This window comes from Enterococcus sp. RIT-PI-f (assembly GCF_001297065.1).
GTDB lineage: Bacteria > Bacillota > Bacilli > Lactobacillales > Enterococcaceae > Enterococcus_D.
This window is the reverse complement of sequence record NZ_LHOX01000015.1, coordinates 241,153-267,178: the sequence shown is the minus strand read 5'-3', so window position 1 is coordinate 267,178 and position 26,026 is coordinate 241,153. Positions and strand designations below refer to the sequence as shown.

Here is a 26,026-nt window from a genome sequence, read left to right as displayed (position 1 = left end):
CGCACTTCCTCCATAGGTTTCAAGGGTTGATAATATCTGCAATTTCTGGGTCATCAATATTGTCTTTGGTAATCACCATTGTCCCCGTATCAACGACTTTTTGATCAGGTTCTATGCCGCGAGCGAGCTCTACAGCTTGTTTGACACCTTCATAGCCCATTAGATATTGTTTCTGTAGAATAGTGGCAACATCATACGCTTCTGTACGAATCATATCCTCGATTTCGCTTGAGAAATCAAAACCTACCAATGTGATATCCGTCCGATTTGCTTCCATCAAACCTGTGACAAAACCAACTGTGGAACCATTGTTCGGTCCAAATACTGCTTTTAGCGTTGGATAAGCAGTCAGCATATCTTGTGTAAAACCGACCGCTTTTGTGATATCGCCATCATTGACCTTGATATCTTCATTTAACACTTGCCACGTATCTGGTGCGTGCAAATCCCAATATTCATTGAACCCTGACAAGCGATCAATGATTGTTTGTGATCCTGAAGCACCAATTTGTACGCCAACTTTCATTTCTTCACTTTCCGAGATGCCTCGATTTTTCAAAAGTTCTAGCATTGTTTCAGCCGCTTCTCTACCGGCTTCCACATTATCTGTCATCAAAGCGACTGAATAATCATCGGTATTGATCATTGTATCAACGATGACGATTGGAATCCCAGATTGAAACGCTTCTGATACCGGGTTAGCCATCGCTGTCGAATCTGTCGGACCAACAACGATCCCACTCGCGCCAGCTGATACTGCATCTTGTAGTTGTTGGACTTGTTTTTCAACTTCAGCTTCATTGGCTAAACCAGTTACGACTAAATCCACACCCAATTCTTTGGCTGCTGCATTTGCACCTTCCTCTACTACAGACCAATACTGATTGCCTAAAACTTTAGTCAAAAAATAGATTGTTTCATTGCCATCGCTGCTTCCCTCTCCATTCTCTGTGCTTGCGCAAGCGGTTAGGAAAAGCAGACTGCAGACAATCAAGATACGCGTATACATAAACTTTTTCATTTGTATTCCCCCTAATTTTTTTTATTTCTACGTACATCCAGTGCTATCACACCAACTAGAATAAAACCGATGATCACTTGTTGCCAAAATGAACTGATCCCCATAATGTTTAAGCCATTCCGCAGAACGCCTAATATCAAAGCCCCGATAATCGTATTGACGATGGCACCTTGGCCACCACTATTGGATACACCGCCAATCACCGCTGCCGCAATTGCTTCTAGCTCCATGCCTTGTCCTGCCATAGGTTGCGCAGAGGATATTCTTGAGGTGACGATGATTCCTGCAACACATGCAGAAAAGCCACTGACACAGTACGCAAACATCCTTGTACCTACAGCATTGATCCCAGAGAGTTTTGCAGCCTCTAAATTGCTTCCACAAGCATATATTTGTCTGCCGATTTTTGTCTTAGATAAAATGAACGCTAGCATCAGTCCATATATCAAAGTAATCAATACACTATACGGAATACCGCCAGGCAGACGCCCACCACCAATCTGATAGAATACTTGTTGCGCCTCTTGGCTGGGGATCGTATTGGTATAAATTGGTTTTCCATCAACAAGCACATTGGCTAGCCCTCGAAAAACCCATTGCGTACCTAAGGTAGCAATAAACGGAACAACACCTAAAACCTCAATTGAAAATCCATTGAGAACGCCCATTAAAATGCCAAATATCAGCGCAATCAAAATAGCTAAAGGCAACGGAACACCTGCTATTAATAACGTTGTGACAATAATTCCTGATAAGCCCATAGATGCACCTGCAGAAAGGTCAGTCCCTCCACCCACTAAAACAAAGGTTAGCCCATACCCCACGATGGCATAGGTCACAACTTGTTGCAGAATATTGATCAAATTATTTTTCGCCATAAAATTTGGATTTAAAACCGCAAATATGATAAAAAGGATAACCAATGCAATACCTGAAAATATTGCTTTTCTCGTACTCAAGCTAAAGCGATGAGCAAAAATCTCTTTCTCTTTTTTCAATGTAGTCACTTGTTTCATTCAATCGATTCTCCTTTGATTAACTTATGTTTTCCATATTTTTATTGTATCCAGCTGCAAGATACAGGATTTCTTCTTGGGTTGTACCTTTAGCTGGTAATTCACCGTTGACAGTCCCTTCATGAATGACGAATATGCGGTCGCTCATGCCTAAGACTTCTGGCAAATCGGAACTGATCATAATGATCGCCACGCCTAAATCACTCAATTCATTAAATAATTCATAGACTTCGTACTTGGCACCCACATCGATTCCTCTAGTAGGTTCATCTACGATCAACACGTTAACGTCATTACATAACCACTTTGCCAGAACAATCTTTTGTTGGTTTCCTCCTGACAAATTAGCTACAGTTTGTCCTAAACTTGGTGTGCGTATAGAAAGTTTTTCTTTATATTTACGCGCAGTTTCTTCCCCCGCTTGATCGTCCACTATTCCCTTGCGTGTGATTCTGCTTAAGCTAGCCATATTCACATTGAAACGAACATCTAATTGCAATGCCAGTCCATCATATTTCCGGTCTTCAGTCGCATAGCCTATCCCATATTTGATCGCATCACTGACCTTAGTAATCTTGACTGGTTTGCCGTCCATTCGTACATCTAGTTTCAATGCCTTATCTGCACCAAAAAGACACCGGGCAATCTCCGTCCGTCCAGCACCCATTAAACCTGCGATGCCGACAATTTCTCCAGAACGGACTGAAATCCCCGCTACATTGATACCGCTATCATTTTCTAAATGGTTGATTTCTAATACCGTATCGCCAATCTTTCGTTGATGTTTAGGGTAGACGTTATGCAACTCTCTGCCAACGATCATATTCACCAATTTTTCGGTCGTAATATCTGCATAGCGCTCAGTTCCTATATACGCACCATCTCGAAGGACGGTCACCCGCGCACAGATTTGCGCCAATTCTTCCATTCGGTGAGAAATATAGACCATCCCAACATTTTTTTCTTGCAGCTTTCGTATGATTTTAAATAGCTGCTCAATTTCTTTTTCAGTTAATGCAGCAGAAGGTTCATCTAAAACAAGTATTTTCGAATCCATTGATATCGCTTTTGCAATTTCGACCATCTGTTGTTGCGCAACGCTCAAACGGCTGACGATTTCATAGCTATTCAAGTTGATACCCAATTCATCCAAAATGATTTGCGTGTCACTATGCATCTTTTTGTCATGGATGAACCCTTTCATTGTCGGTTGACGCCCGATAAAAATATTGTCTGCCACTGTTAAATGGGGCAATAAATTTAACTCTTGAAAGATGATCGCCACACCTTGTTCCTGTGCTTTTTTAATATTCGTCATTTTGACTTTGATGCCTTCAATGAATATTTCTCCTGAATCAGGTTGGTAGACCCCCGACATCACTTTCATCAAAGTTGACTTTCCAGCACCATTTTCACCAACTAATCCATGCACCTCTCCTTTATTCACAGAAAAGGAAACATCACTTAGCGCCTTTACGCCAGGAAACGTCTTCGTGATATGTTCCATTCGAAACAACTCGTTTTCTTCTTTGTTCATTCTTATCCTCCTTGTTTTAATGAATATATTCATCAAATAATAAAAAAATACCACGTAAAACAGACGAATATCTTCTCAAATCATTATACTTACCCGTTAAGAGTAAATCAATATATTTTTTACACATAAAGCGTAAAACCCCTCCTTCAAGATGTCCTTCGAGTAAAATAAAAATGAGAGGTGATCCTATTGAAAACGATCGCAAGCCGATTGACTGATCTAAGAGAAAAGAATGACTGGACAAAAACTGAAGTTGCGAAAAAATTGGGTTTAACGGCAGTGAGTACTTACGCAAATTGGGAATACGGATCAAGAGAACCTCACGCAGAAATGATTGCTGAGATTGCGGACGTGTATGGCGTAACCACAGATTACATTATTAAAGGTACAAATATGTCCGAAAATAGTGATGCGCCTACCGACATAGCATTAAAAATTTCCCAATTGATTCAGTACATTCAGACACAAGATCCGGAAGACTTACTCTTTCATGGCAAATCTTTAAGTGAATCTCAAATCAATTTATTGGTCCCTGCATTAAAAGTTGCCTTAGCCCTTACTGAGAATGAGGCTTGACCACCCCTATTTGTAGAATCGCACTGTCTTCTCTGAGTGAGACATGATGTAGCACTAAACAAAAAACCAGCCTGAAGGCCTTAAGTTTAAGGCGTCAGACTGGTTCTTCAAATATAGATATAGGATAGCAAAAAAGGAAAGCTTGGCTTTCCTTTTTTGCTGTCTGAAACTATCGACATCACGTTTTAAGCAATGTTTATTTTGGCGTTATATCCTCACCAAACCATTTCTCTGAGATTTCAGCGAATGTACCGTTTTCTTGTAATGTCTTCAAGCCTTCGTTGATTTTATCCGCTAATCCTTGATCATCTTTACGGACACCCACAGCGAAATCTTCCGCTTCAAATGGGCTTTCAATTTCATTATAATCGTCGGTCTTTCCTGTTTGGGTCAAATAGTATTCTGCATACACACGATCGATCAGCAGCCCATCGATCCGGCCATTTTCTAAATCAATGAATGCCTCGTTGAAACTAGCATATAACGTTGCATCATTATCTGCCACAATGTCTTTGAGTACTTCTGGTTGATTATTGAATGTATCATAGCCGGAAGACCCTTCTTGGGCACCTAAAACTTTGTCTTTCATATCATCAAATGAGGTGATATTGCTTGTTTTCGCAGTGACTAACACTTGTTTGTTTTCCATATACGTATCAGAAAACAATACCTTTTTGACCCGGGCATCTGTTTTCGTATAGCCGTTCCAAATCATGTCGATGGTGCCATTATCCAATTCTGTTTCTTTCATGGACCAGTCAATTGCTTGGAAGGTCACTTTGGTTCCTGTTAAATCAAATACAGCTTTGGCTAAATCGACATCAAATCCAACAATCTCCCCTTGGTCATCTTGGAAGCCCATCGGTACGAAGGTATCATCCAGCCCAACAATGACTTCATCCTTATCGGCGGCACTTTCAGTCGCCTTGTTGCTATTTCCGCATGCCGCAAATACCAAGATGCTGGCAGCTGCTATCAAAGATAATACATATTTCCTCATTTTTTTCTCCCCCTTATTTTCCTGATACTTCTAACAATTGATCGCCAATGTTTTTGGCAAAAACCAAATCATGGGTCACCACGATTTGTGTTACACCTTGTTTTTTCAAATCCAAGATCAACGCCTCTACTTGTTGCCGCAAGCCAGGATCTAGCGCACTTGTCGGCTCATCGTAAGCCAAAACTTTTGGATTCATCGCCATCGCTCGGGCAATCGCTACCCGTTGGCGTTGACCACCTGATAATTGAAATGGATATTGCTTCAATAAGTCATCCAATCCTAGCTGTTTGGCCAAAGCTTCTGCTTTTGCCGTATATGTCGCTTTGTCCTGCTTCAACACCATCTTTGGCGCCAAAGTGATATTGTCAAACACCGATAAATGTGGGAACAGTTGGAAATCTTGGAAAACTACCCCTACCACTTGTTCTTGTTCTTTGGTATCCGTTGGATCAAAGGCTTTGCCATCTAACAAAAAGGTCCCAGAATCCACCGTTTCTAAACCAGCAAGCGTTCGTAGAAGTGTTGTTTTCCCCCCACCCGAAGGACCAACCACTGCCAAAATGCTGCCATCTTCAATTGTTAAGTCTAAGCCATCAATGACTTTTTTGTTGCCAAAAGATTTTGATATTTGATTCAGTTTTAACATGTTGTACCTCCTAGCGATAATAATCAAGCTTACTTTCAAGTTGTTTCAACAATATCGTGAATATCCCAGTCAGCAATAAATAGATCAATGCGACGCCTAACAGTGGCAACAACGTACTATCTCGCTCCATTGCGATTTTTCCGATCCGCATCACATCTGACAAGCCTAAGATATACACCAAAGATGTGTCTTTGACCAAATTGATCACTTCATTCCCGACAGAAGGCAGCGTAATTTTGACGACTTGCGGAATAATGATTTTCCGGATCGTTTGGATTGGATTCAACCGCAAGACTTTCGCTGCTTCATATTGACCTGCCGGGATCGACTGGATGCCGCCACGGAATATTTCTGCGAAGTAAGCCGCATAATTGATAACAAAAGCGATCAACGCAGCGTCAAACCGATCGAAGACAATGTTCAGGATCGGTAGTCCATAAAAAACAAAAATCAGTTGCAGCAGCAAGGGGGTGCCCCGCATCAGCCAAACATAGACTTGTACAATGAATTTCAACACTTTCAATCGACTAGCCAATACAAAGGCCAATAAAATACCTAATGGAATCGATCCGAGTAAAGTCAGTGCAAACAACTTGATGGTAATGCCAGCACCTGAAAGCAATTGGGGCATTACATTGATTAAATAATCAAACATACAATTATTCCTCCTTGGTCAAATAAATAAATAAAAAACGCGTACTCCGGCTTATGCCAGAGGACGCGCTACACGTGGTTCCACCTCAATTTGTTTTTTCCTCTCAGAAAAAACCTCAAGCAGTCTATGGCTTCCCAATAGTAAAAAGGCATCCGGTCGGAAAATAAAAAAACGTCCTCTAGCCATTACAGCTAAAGGACGTTATCAACGCGGTTCCACCTTTGTTTATCAGTGCCTCACGGCAAACTGATCTTAGAAAGTCATCAATCAATGACTGCAGCGCTAACGGGCATACCCGGTCTTTCCTACTTCTTCTTCGGAAAAACGACTCCAAGATGTGTTTCACAACCCTGTGCTATCTCTTTGCACCAACCAGAGATTCTCTTTGAACAACAAGTCTTGCTACTCTTCTTTTCGATGTCTATTTCATTAAGTTGAGTCTTACTTTACTCGCTCTTAAGGAAATTGTCAAACATTTTTTCTGAAAATTTAAAAAAAGATGGATGTTTATACAATTTTCAATAAATCTGATTAACCAAAATACGCTGCTGCCAACTTTTGACCTTGTTCAATTTTGGCCCATTGCTGATCCACTGACAATTCATTTCCACAGTCACAAGAAGCAAATCCGCATTGATGGGATAGGTACAAACGGTCTTTTGGCAAGATTTCGCTGGCTTTATCTAACAATGCCACAACTCTTTCTTCGTCGTCTAATGTCGATGTTTTACTAGACAGCAAGCCCAGCACGACTTCGACATTTGGCCGATCTTTTAAGGCTTCTAAAGCGGAAATATCTCCGGCGCGATCATCATCCCATTCTAAGAAGAAACGATCATAGTGTTGATCTTTCAAAAATTTCTCCGCGATGGCTTTATAAGTGCCGCTTGCCGCTGAACGACTTTGATAATTGCCGCGACAATTATGGGTCCATACTTTTAAGCCTAACGCATGGGCAAAATCGGCAACTTCATTATTGATCGCCACAAACTCATCCGCCAAAGCTTCTAATCCCGCATTGCCTTCTGCAAAAAAGCTCTTGTCATTATCATCCGCAAATAATTCCCATAAACAGTCATCGAATTGAACGATTTCGCCACCGGCTTCTTTGTATTCTTGCAAGAATTCTTTATACGCGTTGATCAACCCTGTACGCAAGTCTTCTTTGGTTGCATATACTTGACCTTCACCAACTAGATCATTGAAGAAGGTCAACTCAGTAAAGGCATGCGCGGCACCCCAAACGGTGATTTTGACTGTATCCTCTCCAGCTTGGGCTTTGGTTTCTTTGAACAAAGTCAAATAATGATGGTTTTTGCCTGACAAAGGTTTCGTGATCCGAATGCCAATATCTTTACGGGTCTCAAAATCACCACCGTCTAAATCTTCAAAAGCATATCCCCGGTCAGCAATATACCGTTCTACGCCATCTAGCCCCCATAGGAAATCGAGATGCCACATAGAGCGACCATGTTCGCCATCTGTGATCACAGTAAGTCCATGTGCTTTTTGCGCTGCAATAATGTTTTCGATTGCTTTGCTTTCTGTTTCTTGATAACCAGGGAAAGCGTCATAGAATGGATAGTGAATGTCATCACGGTGTTCGATTTTGTTTTTGTAGTCTAATAAATCTTGTGGACGTAATAAAGAGCCTACAAGTTGAAATTTGTCAGTTGCCATATTCATTTTCCTCCAATTCAAAATTGTTAGACTTATTCTAGCAAACATCCTATACTATAGATAATACTTATAAACTTATATTTCCTATAGGTAATACCTATAACCGAAGGAGAATCATATGCGGATTCAACAACTAGAATATTTAGAAAAAATCGTTGAAACGGGCTCTTTCAACGAAGCTGCCAAACAATTGTTCATCAGTCAACCCTCTTTATCCCAAGCCATGAAAGAATTGGAAAAAGAATATGATCTGCAGCTCTTTTATCGCAGCAAATTGGGCGTCACACTGACTGATGAGGGTCGAGCTTTTATCAACTATGCCCGCAATATCTTAGATCAAGTCAATCTATTGGACGAACGCTTCCGTAAAGATACTGCTAGGAAACACGTATTTAGTGTATCCGCTCAACACTATGCCTTTGTGGTCCATGCCTTTGTGGAATTGGTCAAGCGGATTGGTGAAGATGAATTTCAATTTACCCTAAGAGAAACCCAAACCCAGAATGTCTTGGACGATATTCAAACCTTCAGAAGTGAATTAGGCGTTATCTATCTCAACGATTTCAATAAAACCGTCCTGCAGCGCTTGATCAGTGAAAAAGATCTGCAATTCATTCCTTTGTTTGAGGCAAAACCCCACGTGTTTATCGGACGGAACAACCCACTGACACAAAAGGACCGTATCACATTGAAGGACTTAGAAAACTATACCTATTTGTCCTATGAACAAGGAGAAACCAACTCCTTTTATTTTTCAGAAGAAATCTTAAGTACTTTGCAACGCAAAAAACATATCCGTATCAGTGATAGAGCAACGATTTTCAATTTGATGGTCGGCTTGAACGGCTATACCATCAGTTCAGGTATCATCAGCAGCGAACTCAACGATGAGAAAATCGTGGCGATTCCACTAGCTGTCGAGGATTCGATGACACTAGGGTATTTGACACATAAGAAAATGGAACTTAGCGAGATGGCACAAGAATATTTAACTTTACTTAAACAGCATATCCAGAACTATGGCTTCGAGATTTTTGATTGAGTAAAAAGTTTTCGAGAAAAATTTTAGACATACCAGATTCACTCTCAATCTGATCTTTTGTTTTTTCTATTTGGCTGATGAGAATTGGTGATGCTATAATGTTTATATTCACTTATAAGTAAATGGATGCCGAAAGGTTTAAGCATTGTTAACGGTCCTATCTATTAGCAATAAACATCATCGATTGAAAGTATTGTAACGCTTGAACTTTATATGAGGAGTGATTGAAAATGACAATTCAAGAAGAACTGAAGAACATCTATATATCAGTTTCGAAAATGGATTTACTAGATTTAAAAAAAGCTTATGAACAAGCTGAAACACAAGAAGAACTCGAATTTTACAAAGAGCTATTTACCTTTCAACTGCAACAAAAGCAAAAAATAGTGATTAATCAAAAAGATTTTGTGATTTAAATATGAATACAAAATTACAATACATCATTGTTGCTGGAGTAAATGGTGCTGGAAAATCTACGCTGTATCAAACTATACCGGAAATTTTTGAACATACTCAAAGAATAAATGCCGATGAAATTTTGAACAAAAATCAAGGTGATTGGCAAAAAAACGCGGATAATATGAAAGCGATGCGTGAAGTTATTCAGCAGATGAATCAAGCGATTGATGCGAAGAAGTCATTTCACCAAGAAACAACACTGTCTGGACAGGGTCAAATTAAATGGATAGAAAAATCCAGGAATAGCGGCTTTCAGGTGAATTTACTTTATGTTGGATTAGATAGTGCTGACTTAGCTATAAAACGCGTACAACAAAGGGTGGAAAAAGGCGGTCATGGTATACCAAAAGAACGCATACGTAAAAGATATTTTCAGTCTTTGAAAAACTTAGCGCTGATTGCACCGCTTTGTGATAACATCATGATATATGATAACACAACCAATTTTATTCCTATTTTTGAGCAGCACAACGATAAGGTGTTATTTAATAATACTGAACTAATACCTTGGATACCTCATTGTTTCAGATGACTAAATTTCAAAAGATGAATGATTACAAATAGAGCACGGCCTTTCCTTCTCTGGAAAGGCCGTGCTCATTTTCATTAATTAGACTCTGGCAATGGTTGCCAGGTCCATTCTTCCACTTCCGCAATATCATATCCGTTTTCTCGAATAAAGTCATGATGATCGTGCACAGTATCATCCATTTTTTGTGCAAAATCAGCAGCGTCTGCGCCATAGACCCATTCCGCCGCATCTTTGGCTAAATGGAATCGATCCAATTCAGACAAGATCCGCATGTCAAAAGGCGTCGTGATGTCTCCATTTTCACGATAGCCATGGATATGAATCTGCTGATTTTGCCGACCAAAGAAAATATCTCTGATCAATCCTTCATACCCATGGAAGGCGAATAAAATCGGTTTGTCCTTTGTAAAGTATGACTCAAATGCGGCATCACTCAACCCGCGTTCATCCACTTCAGGACGACGCAATTTCAGCAGATCGACCACATTGATAAACCGGATTTTCAAATCTGGAAACGCCTTGATCAGTATGGATACAGTAGCCAACGCTTCTAAATTAGGCTCTGTTCCTGCAGCTGCGATCACGATATCTGGTTCTTGACCATGATCGGTTGAGGCCCAATCAATGATTTTCAACCCATCATTGGCCAATGCTTCCGCTTCTTCTGCTGAATAAAATTGCGGACGCGGATGTTTGGAAGATACCACCAAGTTGATTTGGTTTTGCGACTGCAATGTCTTGTCCATGACTGCCATCAAACTATTGGCATCAGCTGGCAAGTACACACGGACAAAGGCCGCTTTCTTCTCAGCGATATGGGTCATAATTCCTGGATCTTGATGGGTGTAGCCATTGTGGTCTTGTTGGAAAACCGTTGATGAAGCAATCAAATTTAAAGACGGATATGGCTTGCGCCAGGCCAAATCATTGGCTTTGCGCAACCATTTGAAATGCTGGGTGATCATCGAGTCCACCACCCGCAAGAAAGATTCGTAACTCGCAAAGAACCCGTGTCTGCCAGTCAGTACATAGCCCTCAAGGAAGCCTTCTGCTTGATGTTCAGACAATTGAGAATCAATGACCCGTCCCACAGAAGACAGCCATTCATCGTAATCAGGATGTTTGGCTTCTAACCATTGGCGATTCGTCACATCAAATACATGATTCAACCGATTAGATTTGGCTTCATCTGGGCCGAAAATGCGGAAATTAGTTGGATTTTCAGTGATGATATCTCTGGCAAATTTCCCAAAAACCATCATATCTTGTGCGGTGACTGCCCCTGGTGTATCTACGTCAATCGCATGAGCTTGCCACTTTGGCAAGTGTAACGGCTGCGGATCAATGCCGCCATTGGTGATTGGATGAAGCGCCATGCGCTGGGTGTCTTGAGGCGCCAACGCCTGGATCTCTGCTTTGAGCCTGCCGTGGGTGTCAAACAGGTCATCCGGCCCATAAGATTGCAGCCAATCAGTTAAGACATCGACATGTGCCATATGGTGCGCATCTACAGGGATCGGCACTTGATGGGCACGGAAACCGCCTTCGATAGGCTCGCCATCCCACACTTTCGGTCCGGTCCACCCTTTAGGCGTCCGCAGGATCAATACCGGCCATTTCGGCATTTCAGATTGATCAGCAGGGTGTTGTCGTGCTTTTCGTTGAATGTCTTTGATGGACTCGATGGCTTTGTCCATTTGTTGTGCCATTTGCGGATGAATGATCTCAGGATCATCGCCTTCCACAAAGTAGGGCGTCCAGCCCATACCTGCAAAATATTGGGTTAACTCTGCATCACTCTTGCGGGCTAAGATCGTTGGATTAGAGATTTTCGCCCCATTCAAATGCAAGATCGGCAACACGGCGCCATCATTGACTGGGTTGATAAAGGTATTTGAGAACCAGCTGCCCGCTAACGGACCGGTTTCAGCTTCTCCATCACCGACCACGACTGCAGCGATTACTTCTGGATTGTCTAATATCGCACCAACGCCATGAGAAATCGAGTATCCTAATTCGCCACCTTCATGGATCGAGCCAGGTGTTTCTGGTGCTGCATGGGAAGCAATCCCGCCAGGAAAAGAAAAGATCTTGAATAAATGCTGCATCCCTGCTTCATCTTGGGTCGCCTGCGGATAAATTTCCGTATAGCTTCCATCAAGATAGGCATTGGACACCATTACTTGTCCACCATGCCCAGGACCTTCGATATAAAACATATTCAAATCATATTTGTTGATGACCCGGTTCAAATGCGTGTAAATGAAGTTTTGACCAGCAATCGTACCCCAGTGACCGATCGGATGGACTTTTAAGTCCTTTTCTTCGATTGGTCTACGTAATAATGGATTGTCTTTCAGATAAATTTGACCTACAGACAGATAATTCGCCGCACGCCACCACGCATTCATTTTAGAAAAATATTCTTTTGTTTCATATTGATTCGTCATGTTGCTCCTCCTTCATCCTACCTGTACTTGATATATAAAAGTCTATGCGCGGGGAAAATAAAAGTCAATTTTGCTGATTGCTTAAGCCTAATGAAACACAAAAAAACACTGGCAAAAATTTTGCCAGTGTACAGGTTATTTGATGGTCACAAATTCCAATCCAACGAGTTTCGCCCATGTTTCGATTTGGTCAGCTGTCAAAGCAAGAGATACGACAGTATGATGTCCACCACCTGTTTCGATCCATTGTTTGACGCCTTCATGGAAGTTTGGCCGCGGTGTCCACATGATCCGAGCTACCGGTAATTTTGGTGCCTCTTCTGTGGGTTCGAAGGCATCGACTTCATTGATCAATAATTTATAATGGGTACCAAAGTCAGCCATCGATACCACTACCCCTGCACCGCCTTGGCCATCGAAGACCAATCGAGCTGGGTCTTCACGATCACCCATCGATAACGGGGAAACAACGATTTTAGGCTTATTAGCAGCCAAAACTGGGTCGACTTCCATCATATGGGATTGCAGGATTGCTTCTTTGCCTTCTGCTAATTCATACGTATAATCTTCCATAAATCCAGTTGCTTGATTATGGGCCATGATTTTCATTAAGCGATCAATCGCGGCCGTTTTCCAGTCACCTTCTCCTGCGAAGCCATAGCCTTCTGCCATCAACCGTTGGACAGCTAATCCCGGCAACTGCTGCATGCCATAAAGGTCTTCAAAGTTGGTTGTGAACGCTGTATAGCCCCCAGCTTCTAAAAACCGCCGTAAGCCGATTTCTTGTTTGGCTTGGACTTTGACATGGTCTTCCCATTTTTGATGGTCATATTCACCATAGTCGAAGTCATATAAGTCACGATACTCCGTGAATAGTGCAGCGACTTCGTCCTCTGTTACTGCATCAATATATTGGACCAAATCTCCTATGCCAAAATAATCGACAGTCCAACCAAATTGGATTTGCGCTTCTACTTTATCTCCTTCTGTCACACCAACATTACGCATATTGTCACCGAAACGTGCGACTTTGATTTGGAAACTTTCGTTATAGGCAACCGCAGTATCCATCCAAGCAGCGATTTCTTTTTGGATTTTCTCATTTTTCCAATAGCCAACAACGATCTTATTTTGCTTATTCAATCGAGCGTTGATGAAGCCATATTCTCGGTCACCATGGGCCGCTTGATTCAAGTTCATAAAATCCATGTCGATGGTTGCCCATGGAATACTTTCATTGTACTGTGTTGCTAAATGGAGCAAGGGTTTTTGCAATAATTTGGTCCCGCGAATCCACATTTTCGCAGGCGAAAAAGTATGCATCCAGGTGATCACTCCCGCAACTTCATCCCGATAGTTGACTTCTTTCATGATCTTCGTGATGGTATCTGGTGTTACGGCCAGTTCTTGCAATACGACTGGATATGGCAAGTTACCGCTATCATTTAAGTGTTGAACCATTTCATCGGCGTGGGCTTTGACCTCATTTAACGCTTCTTCTCCATATAAATGCTGCGAGCCTACGACAAACCAAAATTCTTTTTTTCCGATTTCTAACATTGTGAGTTGCTCCTTTTTAATTATTTTGCCCATAATAGGCATCTTTTCCGTGTTTTCTTAAATAATGTTTATCCAAGATCCGTTGCGGCAGCTCAGTGGCGTAGCTGTTCAGCTGTCTGGTTATGACATTCATTTTGGCTACTTCTTCCAAGACGACAGCATGCATCACAGCGGAGTCAGCATCTTTGCCCCAAGTAAAAGGGCCATGTCCATGCAATAAGACACCCGGAATCTCTAATGGTTGGATGCCTCGTTCTTTAAAGGTTTCCACAATCACATGACCGGTTTTAGCCTCGTAGCCATCATCAATTTCTTTTTGCGTCAAAAATCGTGCACATGGCACTGCGCCATAAAACGTATCTGCATGGGTCGTGCCCATGGCCGGCAAATCGATCCCGGCTTGCGCCCAACTGGTTGCCCATGTGGAATGGGTGTGGACAATACCGCCGATCTCTGGAAATGCTTTGTATAAAACAGCATGGGTCGGTGTATCAGAAGAGGGATTCATCTGACCTTCCACAATCTTTCCTTCAAAGTCACAAACGACCATGTCACTTGCTTGCATGGTTTCATAGTCGACACCACTGGGCTTGATCACAAAGAGTTCCCGTTCGCGATCCACAGCTGATACATTGCCCCACGTGTATTTGATCAATCCGTGTTTTGGCAGATCTAAATTGGCTTGAAACACTTCTTCTTTGAGCTGTTCTAACACATATCTCGCCTTCTTTCTCTTATTTCAAATAATCGATCGCTGCTTGTTCGATTGGCAATCCAGCTTGATAGCGCGCCACAAATGTGTCAAATCCTTCAATATCAGCTGGCAATGGCGCCAATGTTGTGCCTGTATCTCCTCGGAAAACGATTTCATTCAGAAATGCATCAAGGGTCTGGTTTTCGGACTGGCGTCTGAGGTATTCTGCAAGGATCGCAATTCCCCACGCGCCCCCTTCACCTGCTGTTTCCATGACAGTGACTGGTGCTTCCATGGCTGCAGCCAGAATGCGTTGCGCGACCTCAGGCGTTTTGAAAATGCCCCCATGCCCCACGATTCGTTCAATCGTTACCGCTTCAGCCTCAAGGATCTTCATGCCAATTTTCATGGCACCAAAAGCACTGTAAAGATGCATCCGCATAAAGTTCGGCAACGTGAAGGCGCTCTCAGGCGTACGGACAAAAAGTGGACGCCCTGCTGCTATCTTAGTAATGTTTTCTCCGGAATAATATCCATAAGAGAGTAAACCGCCACAAGACGGATCCCCTTTGATTGCTTCATTGAATAAGAGAGAAAAAATGTCTTCAACTGACTGATCCATACCAGCCGCTGTCGTAAATTCTTTGAATAGTTTGACCCAGGCATTGATTTCAGAGGTACAGTTGTTGGTGTGGACCATCGCCACTAAATCACCCGCTGGCGTAGTGACCATATCGATTTCTGGATGGACCTGTTTCAATGGTTCTTCTAACACGATCATTGCAAATGCTGATGTGCCTGCGGATACATTTCCTGTTTTGGGTGCCACACTATTTGTTGCCACCATCCCAGTACCTGCATCTCCTTCTGGAGGGCATAGGGGAATGCCAGCTGCCAAATTACCGGAAGGATCCAATCGTAAAGCCCCCGCAGCCGTTAAGCTGCCGGCTGGACTGCCGGCCACAAGAACTTGCGGCAAAATCTCTTTTAGGTGCCATGGATACGCCTGTCCGTCAATTTGGGCATCAAATTGGGCGATTTTTGAGGCATCAAAATCTTTCGTCTGACTATCGATCGGAAACATCCCTGAAGCATCCCCGATACCAATGACCTTCTCACCGGTCAATTGCCAATGCACATACCCTGCCAAGGTGGTGAAAAAAGCCACATCTGCAACATGGTCCTCATGATTCAGCACGGCTTGATAGAGATGCGCAATACTCCATCGTTGCGGAATATTGTATTGAAATAATGCCGTTAGCTGCTGTTCTGCTTCTTCCGTGATTGCATTGCGCCATGTCCGAAAAGGTACCAATAGTTGATCTTGTGCATCAAAAGCCAAATAACCATGCATCATTGCTGAAAAGCCGATCGTACCGATTTTGGTCAATGTAAGATCGTATTTGTCTTGGACAGCTTGACGCAACGTCTGATAACTTGCTTGAATCCCTTGCCATACAGCATCCATGCTGTACGTCCAGATTCCCTCTGCCAATTGGTTCTCCCACTCAAAACTACCAGAAGCAATCGTTTGAAACTGATCATCGATCAACACTGCTTTGATACGTGTCGACCCTAACTCGATCCCTAACGATGTCCGGCCCTCTTTGATGGCTTGCTGCATATGATCCGTCATCAAAATTACACTCCTTTATGATTGATTGCTGAATCACGGACGATCAAGTCCGGTTCAAAATAAAACGCGTCTGTCTCCGCGGTTTTGCCAGTAATGACCCATTGGGCAGCCAATTGTCCCATCGCTTCTTTCGGATGCGTCAACGTGGTGATCGTTGGGACGGCAAGTGTACTTAAAGGAGAATCGTCATTGCCAATGATCGATATATCTTCTGGCACAGACTTTCCAGCTGCTGTCAGTGCTTGGATCATCTGTTGCGCGATCTCATCGTTATAGCAGACGATCCCTGTGATTTGATTCTCTTCATGGATCAATTGATCGACTGCTTGCTTGATCACGGCTTCTTTCGTTTCTGTTGTATAGGTCAATACATCCTCAGATGAAAAGGAACATTTGGCATTGGTCAATGCTTTAACGAAACCTTTCAAACGATATTTCCCTTGTAGATCATCGATTTTCGTGACCATCATCAATCGTGTGTGGCCACCTTGCAACAAATGATTTGCGGCCAAAAAGCCAGACTTTGTATCATTGACACAAATATGCGGTAAGTCTAATTCTTCATAGTAGGCATTGATCATCACCACAGGTATCCCTTTTTCTTTCAAAGCTGCGTAATAGGCCAAATTAGGATTGTATTGGTTACTTTTTGTTGGTTCTATAATCAAGCCATCCACGCCTTGATCGATCATTTGCTGCAAACATGCACGCTCTTGTACATGGTCATTATTGGTCGATCCCAGCAACAAGGAATACCCTTGTTCTCTCAATGTTTGTTCCACGCCACGCATGATTGACGGAAAAATGTAATCCGACAAATACGTCATCATGATGCCAATCGTTTTGCGACTGGACTGATTCTGAGTCATAGGTATTGATACATATGTACCCGATCCTCGTTCTTTTCGTAAATAGCCCTCGTTGACCAACACAGCAATTGCTTGCCGCACGGTGTGGCGGCTAAATTGAAACGCTTCTTGCAATGCAGCTTCAGTAGGGATTGCATCCCCTTCTTGATACGTACCCAATCGAATTTGCTCTCGTAAAATATCCGCAAGTTGTTCGTACTTATTCGCCATTAATATCACATCTTTCAAAAGTTGTCCGTACATATACGATATCAAGAAGGCGCTTTCTTGTCAACCTTTATTTCTATAAATAGTTGTAAACTCGATGGAAGAACATGCTATACTAGAATCAAACTCTGTTGACTAAAGGAGGTTTTCCACTATCAATTCATTTCAAGAAATCAAACATCATTTTCCAGAAGCCACGTTGCATCCATCTGCATCCAATGATCAAGGGCTACTGTCTGTCCCGTTTGGACGACAATTTATCTGGATTCCCAAGGAAACATTAAGCAAGAAAGAGTTGCTTTTGTTTCAGATGCGAGAAGGTGACCGCCAAAAAAATATCGACCATCAAGCACATCCATGGTACCCGATTTTATTTGACCATCAGCCTGTCTCTTCACCAAATATGTATCGTTTTATCCACGTTCATTTCACCAAAGTCATAGATGGGCTGCAGTCGGAATGGCTGGCGGAGATTCAACAAATGTTGCCCGCTGTTGTTGATTTGTTCTTTATTTATGATAACCAAGCGGTCATTGTCGAGGCCCATAGCGGGGAAAATCTGCGTGTTGAAGATTTGGATGGCTTATTTGTCGCCCTAGATATGGATTTCGATTGCTATTCTCAATTGTTTGTAGGTCCGTTCCATCGTTCGGAACATGATTTTACGCAATTATGGGAAGAAGAAGCTACTTTTTACTATGAAGTCTTGCAATTACGCAAACATCAAAAGAGTTTGGACTTGCCGACTGGGTTGTCCACACTATTCATTTCTGGGGCGAAGCCTTATCTCGCTTTGCTTCGAACGCTTTATTTAGATTGGTTCGAAGAAGAAACAGAAACGATTATTCGTGCATTATGGCAACATCAAGGAAATGCCAGCTCGACCGCCAAAGCGCTGTTTATGCATCGGAACTCCTTGCTATATAAGATCGACAAATTTCAAACAGCTACAAATTTGAATCTTAAAATCATGGACGACCTGCTGCTAGGCTATTTTTTATGCCAAACTTTTTCCACACACACAGACTAAACAACATGCACAAGAAAACGCTTTTTTCTTGTGCATCTTTACGTTGTCCAATCGAAGCGTTTTCATTTATGATAAGCATGTAAACTAAATCGAAAGAGGTAATCCGAATGGTAGAAATGGCCTTAAAGAATATTCACAAAAAATATGACAACAATGATACCTATTCTGTAACAGATTTTAACTTAGATATCGCGGATCGCGAATTTATCGTCTTTGTTGGACCTTCCGGTTGTGGTAAATCAACAACACTTCGAATGATCGCCGGATTAGAAGATATTTCTGAAGGTGAATTAAGCATCGGCGGCAAAGTCATGAATGATGTAGCGCCTAAAGACCGCGATATTGCCATGGTATTCCAGAACTACGCGTTGTATCCCCACATGACTGTATTCAACAATATGGCCTTCGGTTTGAAATTGCGTAAATATGACAAAGAAGAAATCAAAAAACGTGTTGAAAATGCAGCTGAGATCTTAGGTTTGACTGAATACTTAGACCGCAAACCGGCTGCCCTTTCAGGTGGACAACGTCAGCGGGTCGCACTAGGTCGTGCAATCGTCCGTGATGCAAAAGTCTTCTTGATGGATGAGCCTTTATCTAACTTGGATGCAAAACTGCGTGTAGCCATGCGTGCTGAAATCGCTAAACTGCACCAACGTTTAGAAACAACAACGATCTACGTAACCCATGACCAAACAGAAGCGATGACCATGGCTGACCGGATCGTTATCATGAAAGACGGTTTTATCCAACAAATTGGTTCACCAAAAGAAGTTTACAACACACCAAAAAATATGTTTGTAGCCGGCTTTATCGGTTCACCTGCCATGAACTTCTTCAATGTAACATTGAAAAACGGCGTGATCTCAGATGGCCAAAGCTTGAACTTGCGCATTCCTGAAGGGAAAAACAAAGTACTCGTTGAAAAAGGCTACGAAGGCAAAGAATTGGTATTTGGTATTCGTCCCGAAGATATCCATAGCGAGCAAATCGCATTAGAAACTTCTCCAGAAGCAACTGTTCGTGCCGAAGTCGTTGTATCAGAATTACTTGGTGCTGAAACAATGCTTTATACAAGAGTTGGTGCCACTGAATTTATTTCCAAAGTAGATGCCCGGGATTTCCATCGCCCAGGAGAAACAGTTGATTTGGCTTTCAATATCAACAAAGCACATTTCTTTGATAAAGATTCAGAAAATGTCATCACTTTACCTTAATCTGTAGTTACCGTGCACTGTTCTCGGATTTGCCCCCTAGGCAGTCGCATTTAACTAATATCCACTTTTATTCCTTATTTGTATCCCCCAAAAAGAGACAGTCTGATGGCTGTCTCTTTTTGGGTACTTGTTTGATTCATCTGATTTGAATCGCGACTATACACACAAAACAGCTGTGTGCTCAAAAAGAATCCTTCCAGCATAATGGAAACAATATGTTTCGGTACAAACAATCACTGGCTCTTTTCAAATTGCGGTTGCCTCCGCTATAAGCAAAAAAACCCTCAAAAAAAATGTTTTTGAGGGTTTTTTTGCCTTAGGCATGAATCGCTATTTTTTCTCCATTGCCGCTTTCAATGCGGCTGCCAATGGACTTTCTTGCGGCTCATCTTGGTTGATTTTATTCATCAAACGTCGTTCTTCATGTTTAGTTATTTTTTTGCTGCGCTCTTTTTTGTCTGCCATTTTCTCTGTTGTTCCATCAAACTTGCAACGAAAATAAGCGCCTTTTTGTCCATCAATGATTTCCATCTTACGATGACATTGCGGACAACGATGATTCGATACTTTCGGATCTTTCCGACGCCGGTATTTGCACGTACTGCTTGAACACACATAAATTTTCCCGTCACGGGTACTCTTTTCCCGCAATGGTTCGCCACATTCTGGACATTTTTTTTGGGTCAAAGAAAAGTCTTGGTATTTGCTTTCACTTTGTTTGATTTCTTTGACCAATTGTTTGGTGTCCGCTTCAATTTGGGCAAGGAAGGTTTGGGCGGAATAACTGCCTTTCGCAATCGCCTCTAATTCTTTCTCCCATTTTTCTGTTAGTTCGGGGGTCACCAATGAAGGATTGACCAAAATCAACAATTGTTTGCCTTTAGGTGATACTTGCAATCCACTTGGTGTCCGTTCCATCAATTCTGATTTGATCAATTTTTCAATGATCTCAGCTCTCGTAGCTGGTGTGCCTAAACTATGTTTCTCCATCTTGCCAAGCAGTGTACCTTCATTTAATGGTTTTGGCGGTGTCGTCAGTTCTTTTTGAATCGTAAATACTGGTTTGACGGCACTATCCTTTTGCCAAGTCATTGCTTGCGTTTCATCATCGCCTGTTGTTTTCCAACCAGCCTCTATGATCGTATTGTGGGTAAAGACAAATTTTTCCTGGCCAAAAGAAACGGTCACTTTCTGTTGTTGTTTCTTGTGGGGTTTAGCGAAGAGCATCAAGAAACGTGCCACGATCATTTGATAGATCCGTTGCTCGTCGTTAGATAGCTTTTCATAACGTGCCCGTTGTTCTGTCGGCAATAAGGCATGGTGATCACTGACTTTTTTGTCATTGAAAACCGCTTGCTGCTGGACAACTGCCCCATTCTTGATATACCCTTTGACTTCTGGTGCAAAATCCGCCACAGCTTGCAGCCGTTCTTTCATCGTCGCTTTCATATCATTGGTTAAATATTTTGAATCTGTCCGAGGATATGTCACGATTTTGTGAACTTCATATAAGCTTTGAACCAAAGATAAGGTCTTTTTCGCAGAAAAATCGAACCGTTGGTTGGCTTCTCTCTGGATTTCTGTCAAATCATAGGGTAATGGTGCAGACTCTGTTTTGATTTTTTCTTCGATGGCTGTCACGCGACCGTTCTGCTGACTCATCGATTTGACCAATGCTTCCGCATCCGTCCGTTCTTTCAGTTGATATGGATTTTTTAAGTGCAGTTTTGCTTTCGCATCCCCTGCAGTCAAGGTAATCACATGGTAGGTTTGCGGACGGAACCCTTCAATGTTCATTTCTTGATCCCGCACCAAAGCTAAGGTCGGTGTCTGGACACGACCTGCACTCAAATTGTCTTGGTATTTGACTGTTAATGCTCTTGTCACGTTTAGACCTATCAACCAGTCCGCTTTTGCCCGTGCAAGTGCCGAATGGTAAAGATTATCATAGTTTCGGGCTGGCTGCAGCTTGGCAAAACCATCTTTGATTGCTTTGGGTGTCTGGGAAGAGATCCATAACCGCTTAACTGGTTTATCAAAACGTACCCATTCAAGGATCCAACGTGCCACCAACTCGCCTTCTCGACCAGCATCGGTAGCGATAACGACTTCTGATACGTCTTTACGCTGTGCCAGCTGTTTGATCGCTTTTAATTGCTGACCTGTCTTCGGCAACGGTTTGATACCGATATTTTTGGGAATCATTGGCAAAGTCTCCAGCTGCCAGTTGGCCCAGTCTTTATTTAAATCTTCAGGCATTTTCAAGCCCAATAAATGACCAAGGGCCCAAGTGACAATTACCTTGGGTCCTTCGTAATAGTTTTTATGTTTTTGCTCACAGCCCAATACTTTGCTGAGGTCTTTGGCAACGCTTGGCTTTTCCGCTAGAATTAGTTGTTTCATAAAAATCTTTCTCGCTTTCGTCGACGACTTGTTGATATTCTTTGAGTAGTGCTAACCCAATGTATTGTTGAAGGTAATCGTCGCATTCTTCGCACCAGCGCTCATCTTCTTCATTCCAAAAAGCCGTCATAAAGTTTGATTTTGCATTTATGTAAGAATAATCATTTCTAATTTCTTGCCATTTATTTTCATAAAATGACTTGGCTTCGCTAAAGGTTGCAAATGTGAACGCCTCTTGAATATCTGACTGCCATCCCTCAAAAAACCACCACGGCTCATTGTCACCATACATGACTACAACTTGATACATTCCATTGCTCCTCTCACGATTCCTTACTCATATTAGTCACTTTTACCTAAACTTGCAAGAAATAAGTTTCAACAATTAAGCACTCTTTAAAACATTTATAAAATCATCGTTTTTTTTAATATAAAATGATCCGTTTAAGATTACAGTTATTTTCTTTCCTCTATAGTCTAGCATAGAAGAAAACGAATGTGAATATAACAGAAAAAGAATAAAAAAAAACCAAACAAGATTTATTTTAACTTCGCAAAAATTTTTATCTATGATGGATATGCTACAATAAAGGCAACCACGAAACTGTCAGGAGGTGCTCCATGTATCTCGAACAAATCACTTTTCCCGATCAAGAAGCCGAGTTTGATTTTTTCCTTTCCATTCAACGGACTGTCTATGATTCTTACTACCCTTTTCAGATTCTCAGTGCCCGCCGTTTTCAGCAGATTGATTTTGAACCAATCACGATTTTATATGGCGGCAATGGTTCTGGAAAAACCACTGCATTGAACGTAATTGCCGAAAAGATCCACGCGCAGCGCTTTGCTGCGTATAATCGGTCGAATTTTTTCGAGGACTACTTATCCTACTGTTCTACTCGTAGCAACGACGAACCGCAAGAAAAAGTGCTTTTGACCAGCGATGACGTCTTTGACTTCATGCTGGATATTCGAAACTTAAATCAAGGGATCGATCATCGCCGAGAAGAAGTATTTCAAGAATACTACCAAGCAAAGTATGCGGACTTTCGTTTCACAGGTTTTGACGATTACCATGAATTGAAGAAAATCAATCTCGCACGATCCAACACACAGTCCAAATTCACCCGCAAGCACTTGATCGACAACGTCCGAGAATATTCCAATGGTGAAAGTGCCTTTCGCTTCTTTCAAGAAAAGATTCGTCCCAACAGCCTTTACTTATTAGATGAACCAGAAAATTCCCTTTCTGCTGAGCGTCAGCTGGAACTGGTGCAGTTACTAGAAGATTTTGTTCGCTATGAGCAGTGCCAATTCATTATTGCTACTCATAGTCCTTTCGTTTTATCTTTAAAGGAAGCCAAAATCTATGACTTAGATCAAACGCCCGTCGATGTGCGGAAGTGGACCCAGTTAGCCAGTGTCCAGCAGTATTACCGCTTTTTTCAAGCACACCAAGTCGAATTTGATGATTAATCATGACCAAAGCAAACCATTTTCCGTCAAAGATTTCTTTTGGCGGCTTTTTTTCCGCCGCACTCACACAAAGACCAAAATCAAATTGATCAGCGTAACAAAGATGGCGACAACTCCCGCAATTTTGCCCCACTTGACTTCTGCTTGATTATACTGATCGGAATGCCCCGCAATCTGAGAGGACAAAAAGTAGAACTTTTTAAAACAATCAAATACCCTGCTAAACCAAATAGTACGGCTAAGGCAAGATGATTGATTTGACTTGAAACGACCTGAGTTTGATGAAGCGCTCCCTTACAACACTAACGACAAAACAGCATTTCCCGGTAAGATGATGGCATAGCCAATAAAGACAGGTACCAACCAGATAGCAGTGACCCAAATCTCAGAGCGACCAGCTAATACGGGCCAATCTAACCCCATATAAACTTCCCGATTTTTGAAGCGATTTTTCATCATTTCCAACATTGCAGCAGCAAGTGGTGAAAGGGACTGCATAAACATTTTTGAGCTCGTTGGGAACAACGCCATTGCAGTCGCGATTTGAATAGCTAAATCCAATGGATCTAACACCCCATAAGCTGTGGCTAATCCCAATCCCAAGCCAATGAGAAAGCCATCACTGAATTTTCAGAGAAGATACCGATGTTCTTTTTTAGGGCTTTGGTATCGGCACGTCGATTAAATCATCCATAATCACATTGATCGGTAATAAAAGCACTGCTGAAATATTCATCAAGTAGGTCACTATTACTAGAGAAATATCTGTCAAATCCTCAATGTGGCGTTGGAACATATCCCCCATCTTGAATTCCAAGATAACCTGTACGATCGCTCCTTCACAAGTCGCTGCATTTAGCGAAAAGATCAACCTTTTCAAGATCAAAGAATAAACGGCTACCTATTTTTTTGGTTCTCTTGATTACGCAAAACATTCGTTGGTACAAATAAAGAAAGCCCTAGCTAAGTGCAACTGATTGGTTCAGTGTTCTTAGCTAGGGCTGATTTTGTTAGTGGTTAAACGTATTGCAATTCTTTGGCTTCTTGATAAGCGGCATCGATCAATCCGCCGCCTAAACATTCCATGTCATCATAAAAGACAACTGCTTGTCCAGGCGTGATTGCCCGTACAGGTTCGTCAAAAACCACTTCTGCACGATCACCATCTAATAAATGGACCGTCACCGGTACATCTTGTTGACGATAGCGGAATTTCGCTGTACATTTGAACGTCGTGCCACGATCTTCAGCTGTTGTGAAATGGATTTGACTGGCTTCTAACCGATCAGCATACAATGCTGGATGGTGGAAACCTTGACCAACGTACAATGTGTTGGTGGCTAAATCTTTGCCAACCACAAACCATGGTTCTTGGGTCGCACCGCCGCCGCCGATTCCTAGACCTTGTCTTTGACCGATCGTATAATACATCAAGCCATCATGTTGGCCCTTGACTTCACCGTCTAAGGTCACCATATTGCCTTTTTTTGCAGGCAAATAATTACTTAAAAATTGTTTGAAATTCTTTTCGCCAATAAAACACACGCCAGTTGAATCTTTCTTCTTGGCAGTAGCCAAACCAGCACGTTCCGCAATTGCGCGGACTTCTGATTTTTCCATGCCGCCTAAAGGAAACATGGTTTTGCTTAATTGTGCTTGTGACAATTGACTTAAGAAATACGTTTGATCTTTGTTATTGTCAACACCCCGCAACATATGCGTTGTGCCATCTGCATCAACCGTTACTTGTGCGTAGTGTCCAGTCGCCACGTAGTCTGCACCCAAATCCATTGCATAATCCAAAAAGGCTTTGAATTTGATTTCTTTATTACACATCACATCTGGATTCGGAGTCCGTCCTGCGCGATATTCTGCTAAGAAGTATTCAAACACGCGGTCCCAATATTCTTTTTCGAAATTGACAGAATAGTAAGGAATCCCAATTTGGGCAGCGACTTTCGCTACATCCTTATAATCTTCTGTTGCGGTACAAACGCCATTTTCATCGGTATCGTCCCAGTTTTTCATAAAGATCCCGACAACATCATACCCTTGTTCTTTCAGCAAAAGTGCTGTTACCGACGAGTCCACCCCGCCGCTCATTCCAACCACCACTCGGGTGTTTGCGTTAGACATGATTGAATCACCATCATTTCAATTATAGATTCTGAAATCATCTACGATTTGAAGGTCGCAACTTTTCAGTATCTTGCATTATACATCAAAATACCAAAAACTTCACGATAAGTTCTTTGATCTTTTTGATTCTTTAATGAATCTCTTAAATACCTGTGTCTAAGAAGCGCGTTAAATAAAAAAA

General features: G+C 42.0%; 22 protein-coding genes, 1 pseudogene and 1 other annotated feature. Of the genes and pseudogenes, 7 read left to right on the top strand and 16 right to left on the bottom strand.

Annotated elements, in window-relative coordinates:
* Positions 1 to 19: 19 nt before the first annotated feature.
* From AEQ18_RS08220 to AEQ18_RS08210, 3 genes are read right to left on the bottom strand one after another with little or no spacing between them, the layout of a single operon-like run.
* Positions 20 to 1,021 (bottom strand): ABC transporter substrate-binding protein, encoded by a 1,002-nt coding sequence (locus AEQ18_RS08220; RefSeq protein ID WP_054115849.1) that lies wholly within the window; start codon positions 1,019 to 1,021, stop codon positions 20 to 22.
* Positions 1,022 to 1,032: 11 nt separating this feature from the next.
* Positions 1,033 to 2,037, bottom strand: a complete 1,005-nt coding sequence (locus tag AEQ18_RS08215) for an ABC transporter permease (protein WP_054115848.1) — start codon at positions 2,035 to 2,037, stop codon at positions 1,033 to 1,035.
* A 19-nt stretch (positions 2,038 to 2,056) separates the two neighbouring features.
* Complete coding sequence (locus AEQ18_RS08210; protein ID WP_054115847.1) at positions 2,057 to 3,574, bottom strand: sugar ABC transporter ATP-binding protein; 1,518 nt, start codon at positions 3,572 to 3,574, stop codon at positions 2,057 to 2,059.
* A gap of 189 nt (positions 3,575 to 3,763) precedes the next feature.
* On the opposite strand from AEQ18_RS08210, the gene AEQ18_RS08205 reads away from it, so the two are divergent.
* Positions 3,764 to 4,150 (top strand): helix-turn-helix domain-containing protein, encoded by a 387-nt coding sequence (locus AEQ18_RS08205; RefSeq protein WP_054115846.1) that lies wholly within the window; start codon positions 3,764 to 3,766, stop codon positions 4,148 to 4,150.
* Positions 4,151 to 4,346: 196 nt separating this feature from the next.
* On the opposite strand, the gene AEQ18_RS08200 is transcribed toward AEQ18_RS08205, so the two are convergent.
* From AEQ18_RS08200 to AEQ18_RS08185, 4 genes are all read right to left on the bottom strand, one after another.
* On the bottom strand, positions 4,347 to 5,150 hold the full coding sequence (locus tag AEQ18_RS08200; protein WP_054115845.1) for an amino acid ABC transporter substrate-binding protein: 804 nt from the start codon (positions 5,148 to 5,150) through the stop codon (positions 4,347 to 4,349).
* Positions 5,151 to 5,163: 13 nt separating this feature from the next.
* Positions 5,164 to 5,796 carry an amino acid ABC transporter ATP-binding protein gene (locus tag AEQ18_RS08195; RefSeq protein ID WP_054115844.1) on the bottom strand — a complete coding sequence of 211 codons (633 nt, stop codon included), beginning with the start codon at positions 5,794 to 5,796 and terminating at the stop codon, positions 5,164 to 5,166.
* A 10-nt stretch (positions 5,797 to 5,806) separates the two neighbouring features.
* The gene (locus tag AEQ18_RS08190) at positions 5,807 to 6,451 is read right to left on the bottom strand and encodes an amino acid ABC transporter permease (protein WP_054115843.1); all 645 of its coding nucleotides are present in this window, start codon (positions 6,449 to 6,451) and stop codon (positions 5,807 to 5,809) included.
* 191 nt (positions 6,452 to 6,642) lie between these two features.
* Positions 6,643 to 6,878, bottom strand: a binding site (T-box leader).
* 104 nt (positions 6,879 to 6,982) lie between these two features.
* Positions 6,983 to 8,137 (bottom strand): cobalamin-independent methionine synthase II family protein, encoded by a 1,155-nt coding sequence (locus AEQ18_RS08185; protein ID WP_200908903.1) that lies wholly within the window; start codon positions 8,135 to 8,137, stop codon positions 6,983 to 6,985.
* Positions 8,138 to 8,249: 112 nt separating this feature from the next.
* Between AEQ18_RS08185 and AEQ18_RS08180 the strand changes: the two genes are divergently transcribed.
* The 3 genes from AEQ18_RS08180 to AEQ18_RS08170 all read left to right on the top strand — a co-directional run bounded on the left by AEQ18_RS08180 (position 8,250) and on the right by AEQ18_RS08170 (position 10,164).
* Entirely contained in the window at positions 8,250 to 9,173 is a 924-nt protein-coding gene (locus tag AEQ18_RS08180; RefSeq protein ID WP_054115841.1) for a LysR family transcriptional regulator, read from the top strand.
* Positions 9,174 to 9,403: 230 nt separating this feature from the next.
* Complete coding sequence (locus AEQ18_RS08175) at positions 9,404 to 9,589, top strand: hypothetical protein (protein WP_054115840.1); 186 nt, start codon at positions 9,404 to 9,406, stop codon at positions 9,587 to 9,589.
* A gap of 2 nt (positions 9,590 to 9,591) precedes the next feature.
* The gene (locus tag AEQ18_RS08170; protein WP_054115839.1) at positions 9,592 to 10,164 is read left to right on the top strand and encodes a zeta toxin family protein; all 573 of its coding nucleotides are present in this window, start codon (positions 9,592 to 9,594) and stop codon (positions 10,162 to 10,164) included.
* 74 nt (positions 10,165 to 10,238) lie between these two features.
* On the opposite strand, the gene AEQ18_RS08165 is transcribed toward AEQ18_RS08170, so the two are convergent.
* The 5 genes from AEQ18_RS08165 to AEQ18_RS08145 form a co-directional block, all read right to left on the bottom strand.
* A complete protein-coding gene (locus AEQ18_RS08165; RefSeq protein ID WP_054115838.1) occupies positions 10,239 to 12,614 on the bottom strand; it encodes a phosphoketolase family protein in 2,376 nt (791 codons plus the stop codon).
* A 135-nt stretch (positions 12,615 to 12,749) separates the two neighbouring features.
* The gene (araA, locus tag AEQ18_RS08160) at positions 12,750 to 14,174 is read right to left on the bottom strand and encodes an L-arabinose isomerase (protein WP_054115837.1); all 1,425 of its coding nucleotides are present in this window, start codon (positions 14,172 to 14,174) and stop codon (positions 12,750 to 12,752) included.
* A 16-nt stretch (positions 14,175 to 14,190) separates the two neighbouring features.
* On the bottom strand, positions 14,191 to 14,889 hold the full coding sequence (locus tag AEQ18_RS08155; protein ID WP_054115836.1) for an L-ribulose-5-phosphate 4-epimerase: 699 nt from the start codon (positions 14,887 to 14,889) through the stop codon (positions 14,191 to 14,193).
* A gap of 19 nt (positions 14,890 to 14,908) precedes the next feature.
* Positions 14,909 to 16,504: a xylulokinase gene (locus AEQ18_RS08150; protein WP_054115835.1), complete on the bottom strand. Its 1,596-nt coding sequence runs from the start codon at positions 16,502 to 16,504 to the stop codon at positions 14,909 to 14,911.
* Positions 16,505 to 16,509: 5 nt separating this feature from the next.
* Positions 16,510 to 17,616 (bottom strand): GntR family transcriptional regulator, encoded by a 1,107-nt coding sequence (locus AEQ18_RS08145; RefSeq protein WP_082348625.1) that lies wholly within the window; start codon positions 17,614 to 17,616, stop codon positions 16,510 to 16,512.
* Between the two features lie 163 nt (positions 17,617 to 17,779).
* On the opposite strand from AEQ18_RS08145, the gene AEQ18_RS08140 reads away from it, so the two are divergent.
* Positions 17,780 to 18,610, top strand: a complete 831-nt coding sequence (locus tag AEQ18_RS08140; protein ID WP_235505510.1) for a helix-turn-helix domain-containing protein — start codon at positions 17,780 to 17,782, stop codon at positions 18,608 to 18,610.
* Positions 18,611 to 18,717: 107 nt separating this feature from the next.
* Positions 18,718 to 19,827, top strand: coding sequence for an ABC transporter ATP-binding protein (locus AEQ18_RS08135; RefSeq protein ID WP_054115832.1), 1,110 nt, complete (start codon positions 18,718 to 18,720; stop codon positions 19,825 to 19,827).
* Between the two features lie 330 nt (positions 19,828 to 20,157).
* On the opposite strand, the gene AEQ18_RS08130 is transcribed toward AEQ18_RS08135, so the two are convergent.
* A complete protein-coding gene (locus AEQ18_RS08130) occupies positions 20,158 to 22,230 on the bottom strand; it encodes a DNA topoisomerase III (protein WP_054115831.1) in 2,073 nt (690 codons plus the stop codon).
* Positions 22,163 to 22,540 carry a DUF1033 family protein gene (locus AEQ18_RS08125; RefSeq protein ID WP_054115830.1) on the bottom strand — a complete coding sequence of 126 codons (378 nt, stop codon included), beginning with the start codon at positions 22,538 to 22,540 and terminating at the stop codon, positions 22,163 to 22,165. The genes AEQ18_RS08130 and AEQ18_RS08125 overlap by 68 nt, the downstream gene beginning before the upstream one ends.
* 311 nt (positions 22,541 to 22,851) lie before the next feature.
* On the opposite strand from AEQ18_RS08125, the gene AEQ18_RS08120 reads away from it, so the two are divergent.
* The gene (locus AEQ18_RS08120) at positions 22,852 to 23,706 is read left to right on the top strand and encodes an AAA family ATPase (RefSeq protein WP_054115829.1); all 855 of its coding nucleotides are present in this window, start codon (positions 22,852 to 22,854) and stop codon (positions 23,704 to 23,706) included.
* 303 nt (positions 23,707 to 24,009) lie between these two features.
* Here the strand turns inward: AEQ18_RS08120 and AEQ18_RS08110 are convergent.
* Positions 24,010 to 24,541 (bottom strand): annotated as a pseudogene (locus AEQ18_RS08110) (PTS transporter subunit IIC); the annotation flags it as partial.
* A 182-nt stretch (positions 24,542 to 24,723) separates the two neighbouring features.
* On the bottom strand, positions 24,724 to 25,842 hold the full coding sequence (mnmA, locus tag AEQ18_RS08105; protein WP_054115828.1) for a tRNA 2-thiouridine(34) synthase MnmA: 1,119 nt from the start codon (positions 25,840 to 25,842) through the stop codon (positions 24,724 to 24,726).
* Between the last annotated feature and the right edge of the window lie 184 nt (positions 25,843 to 26,026).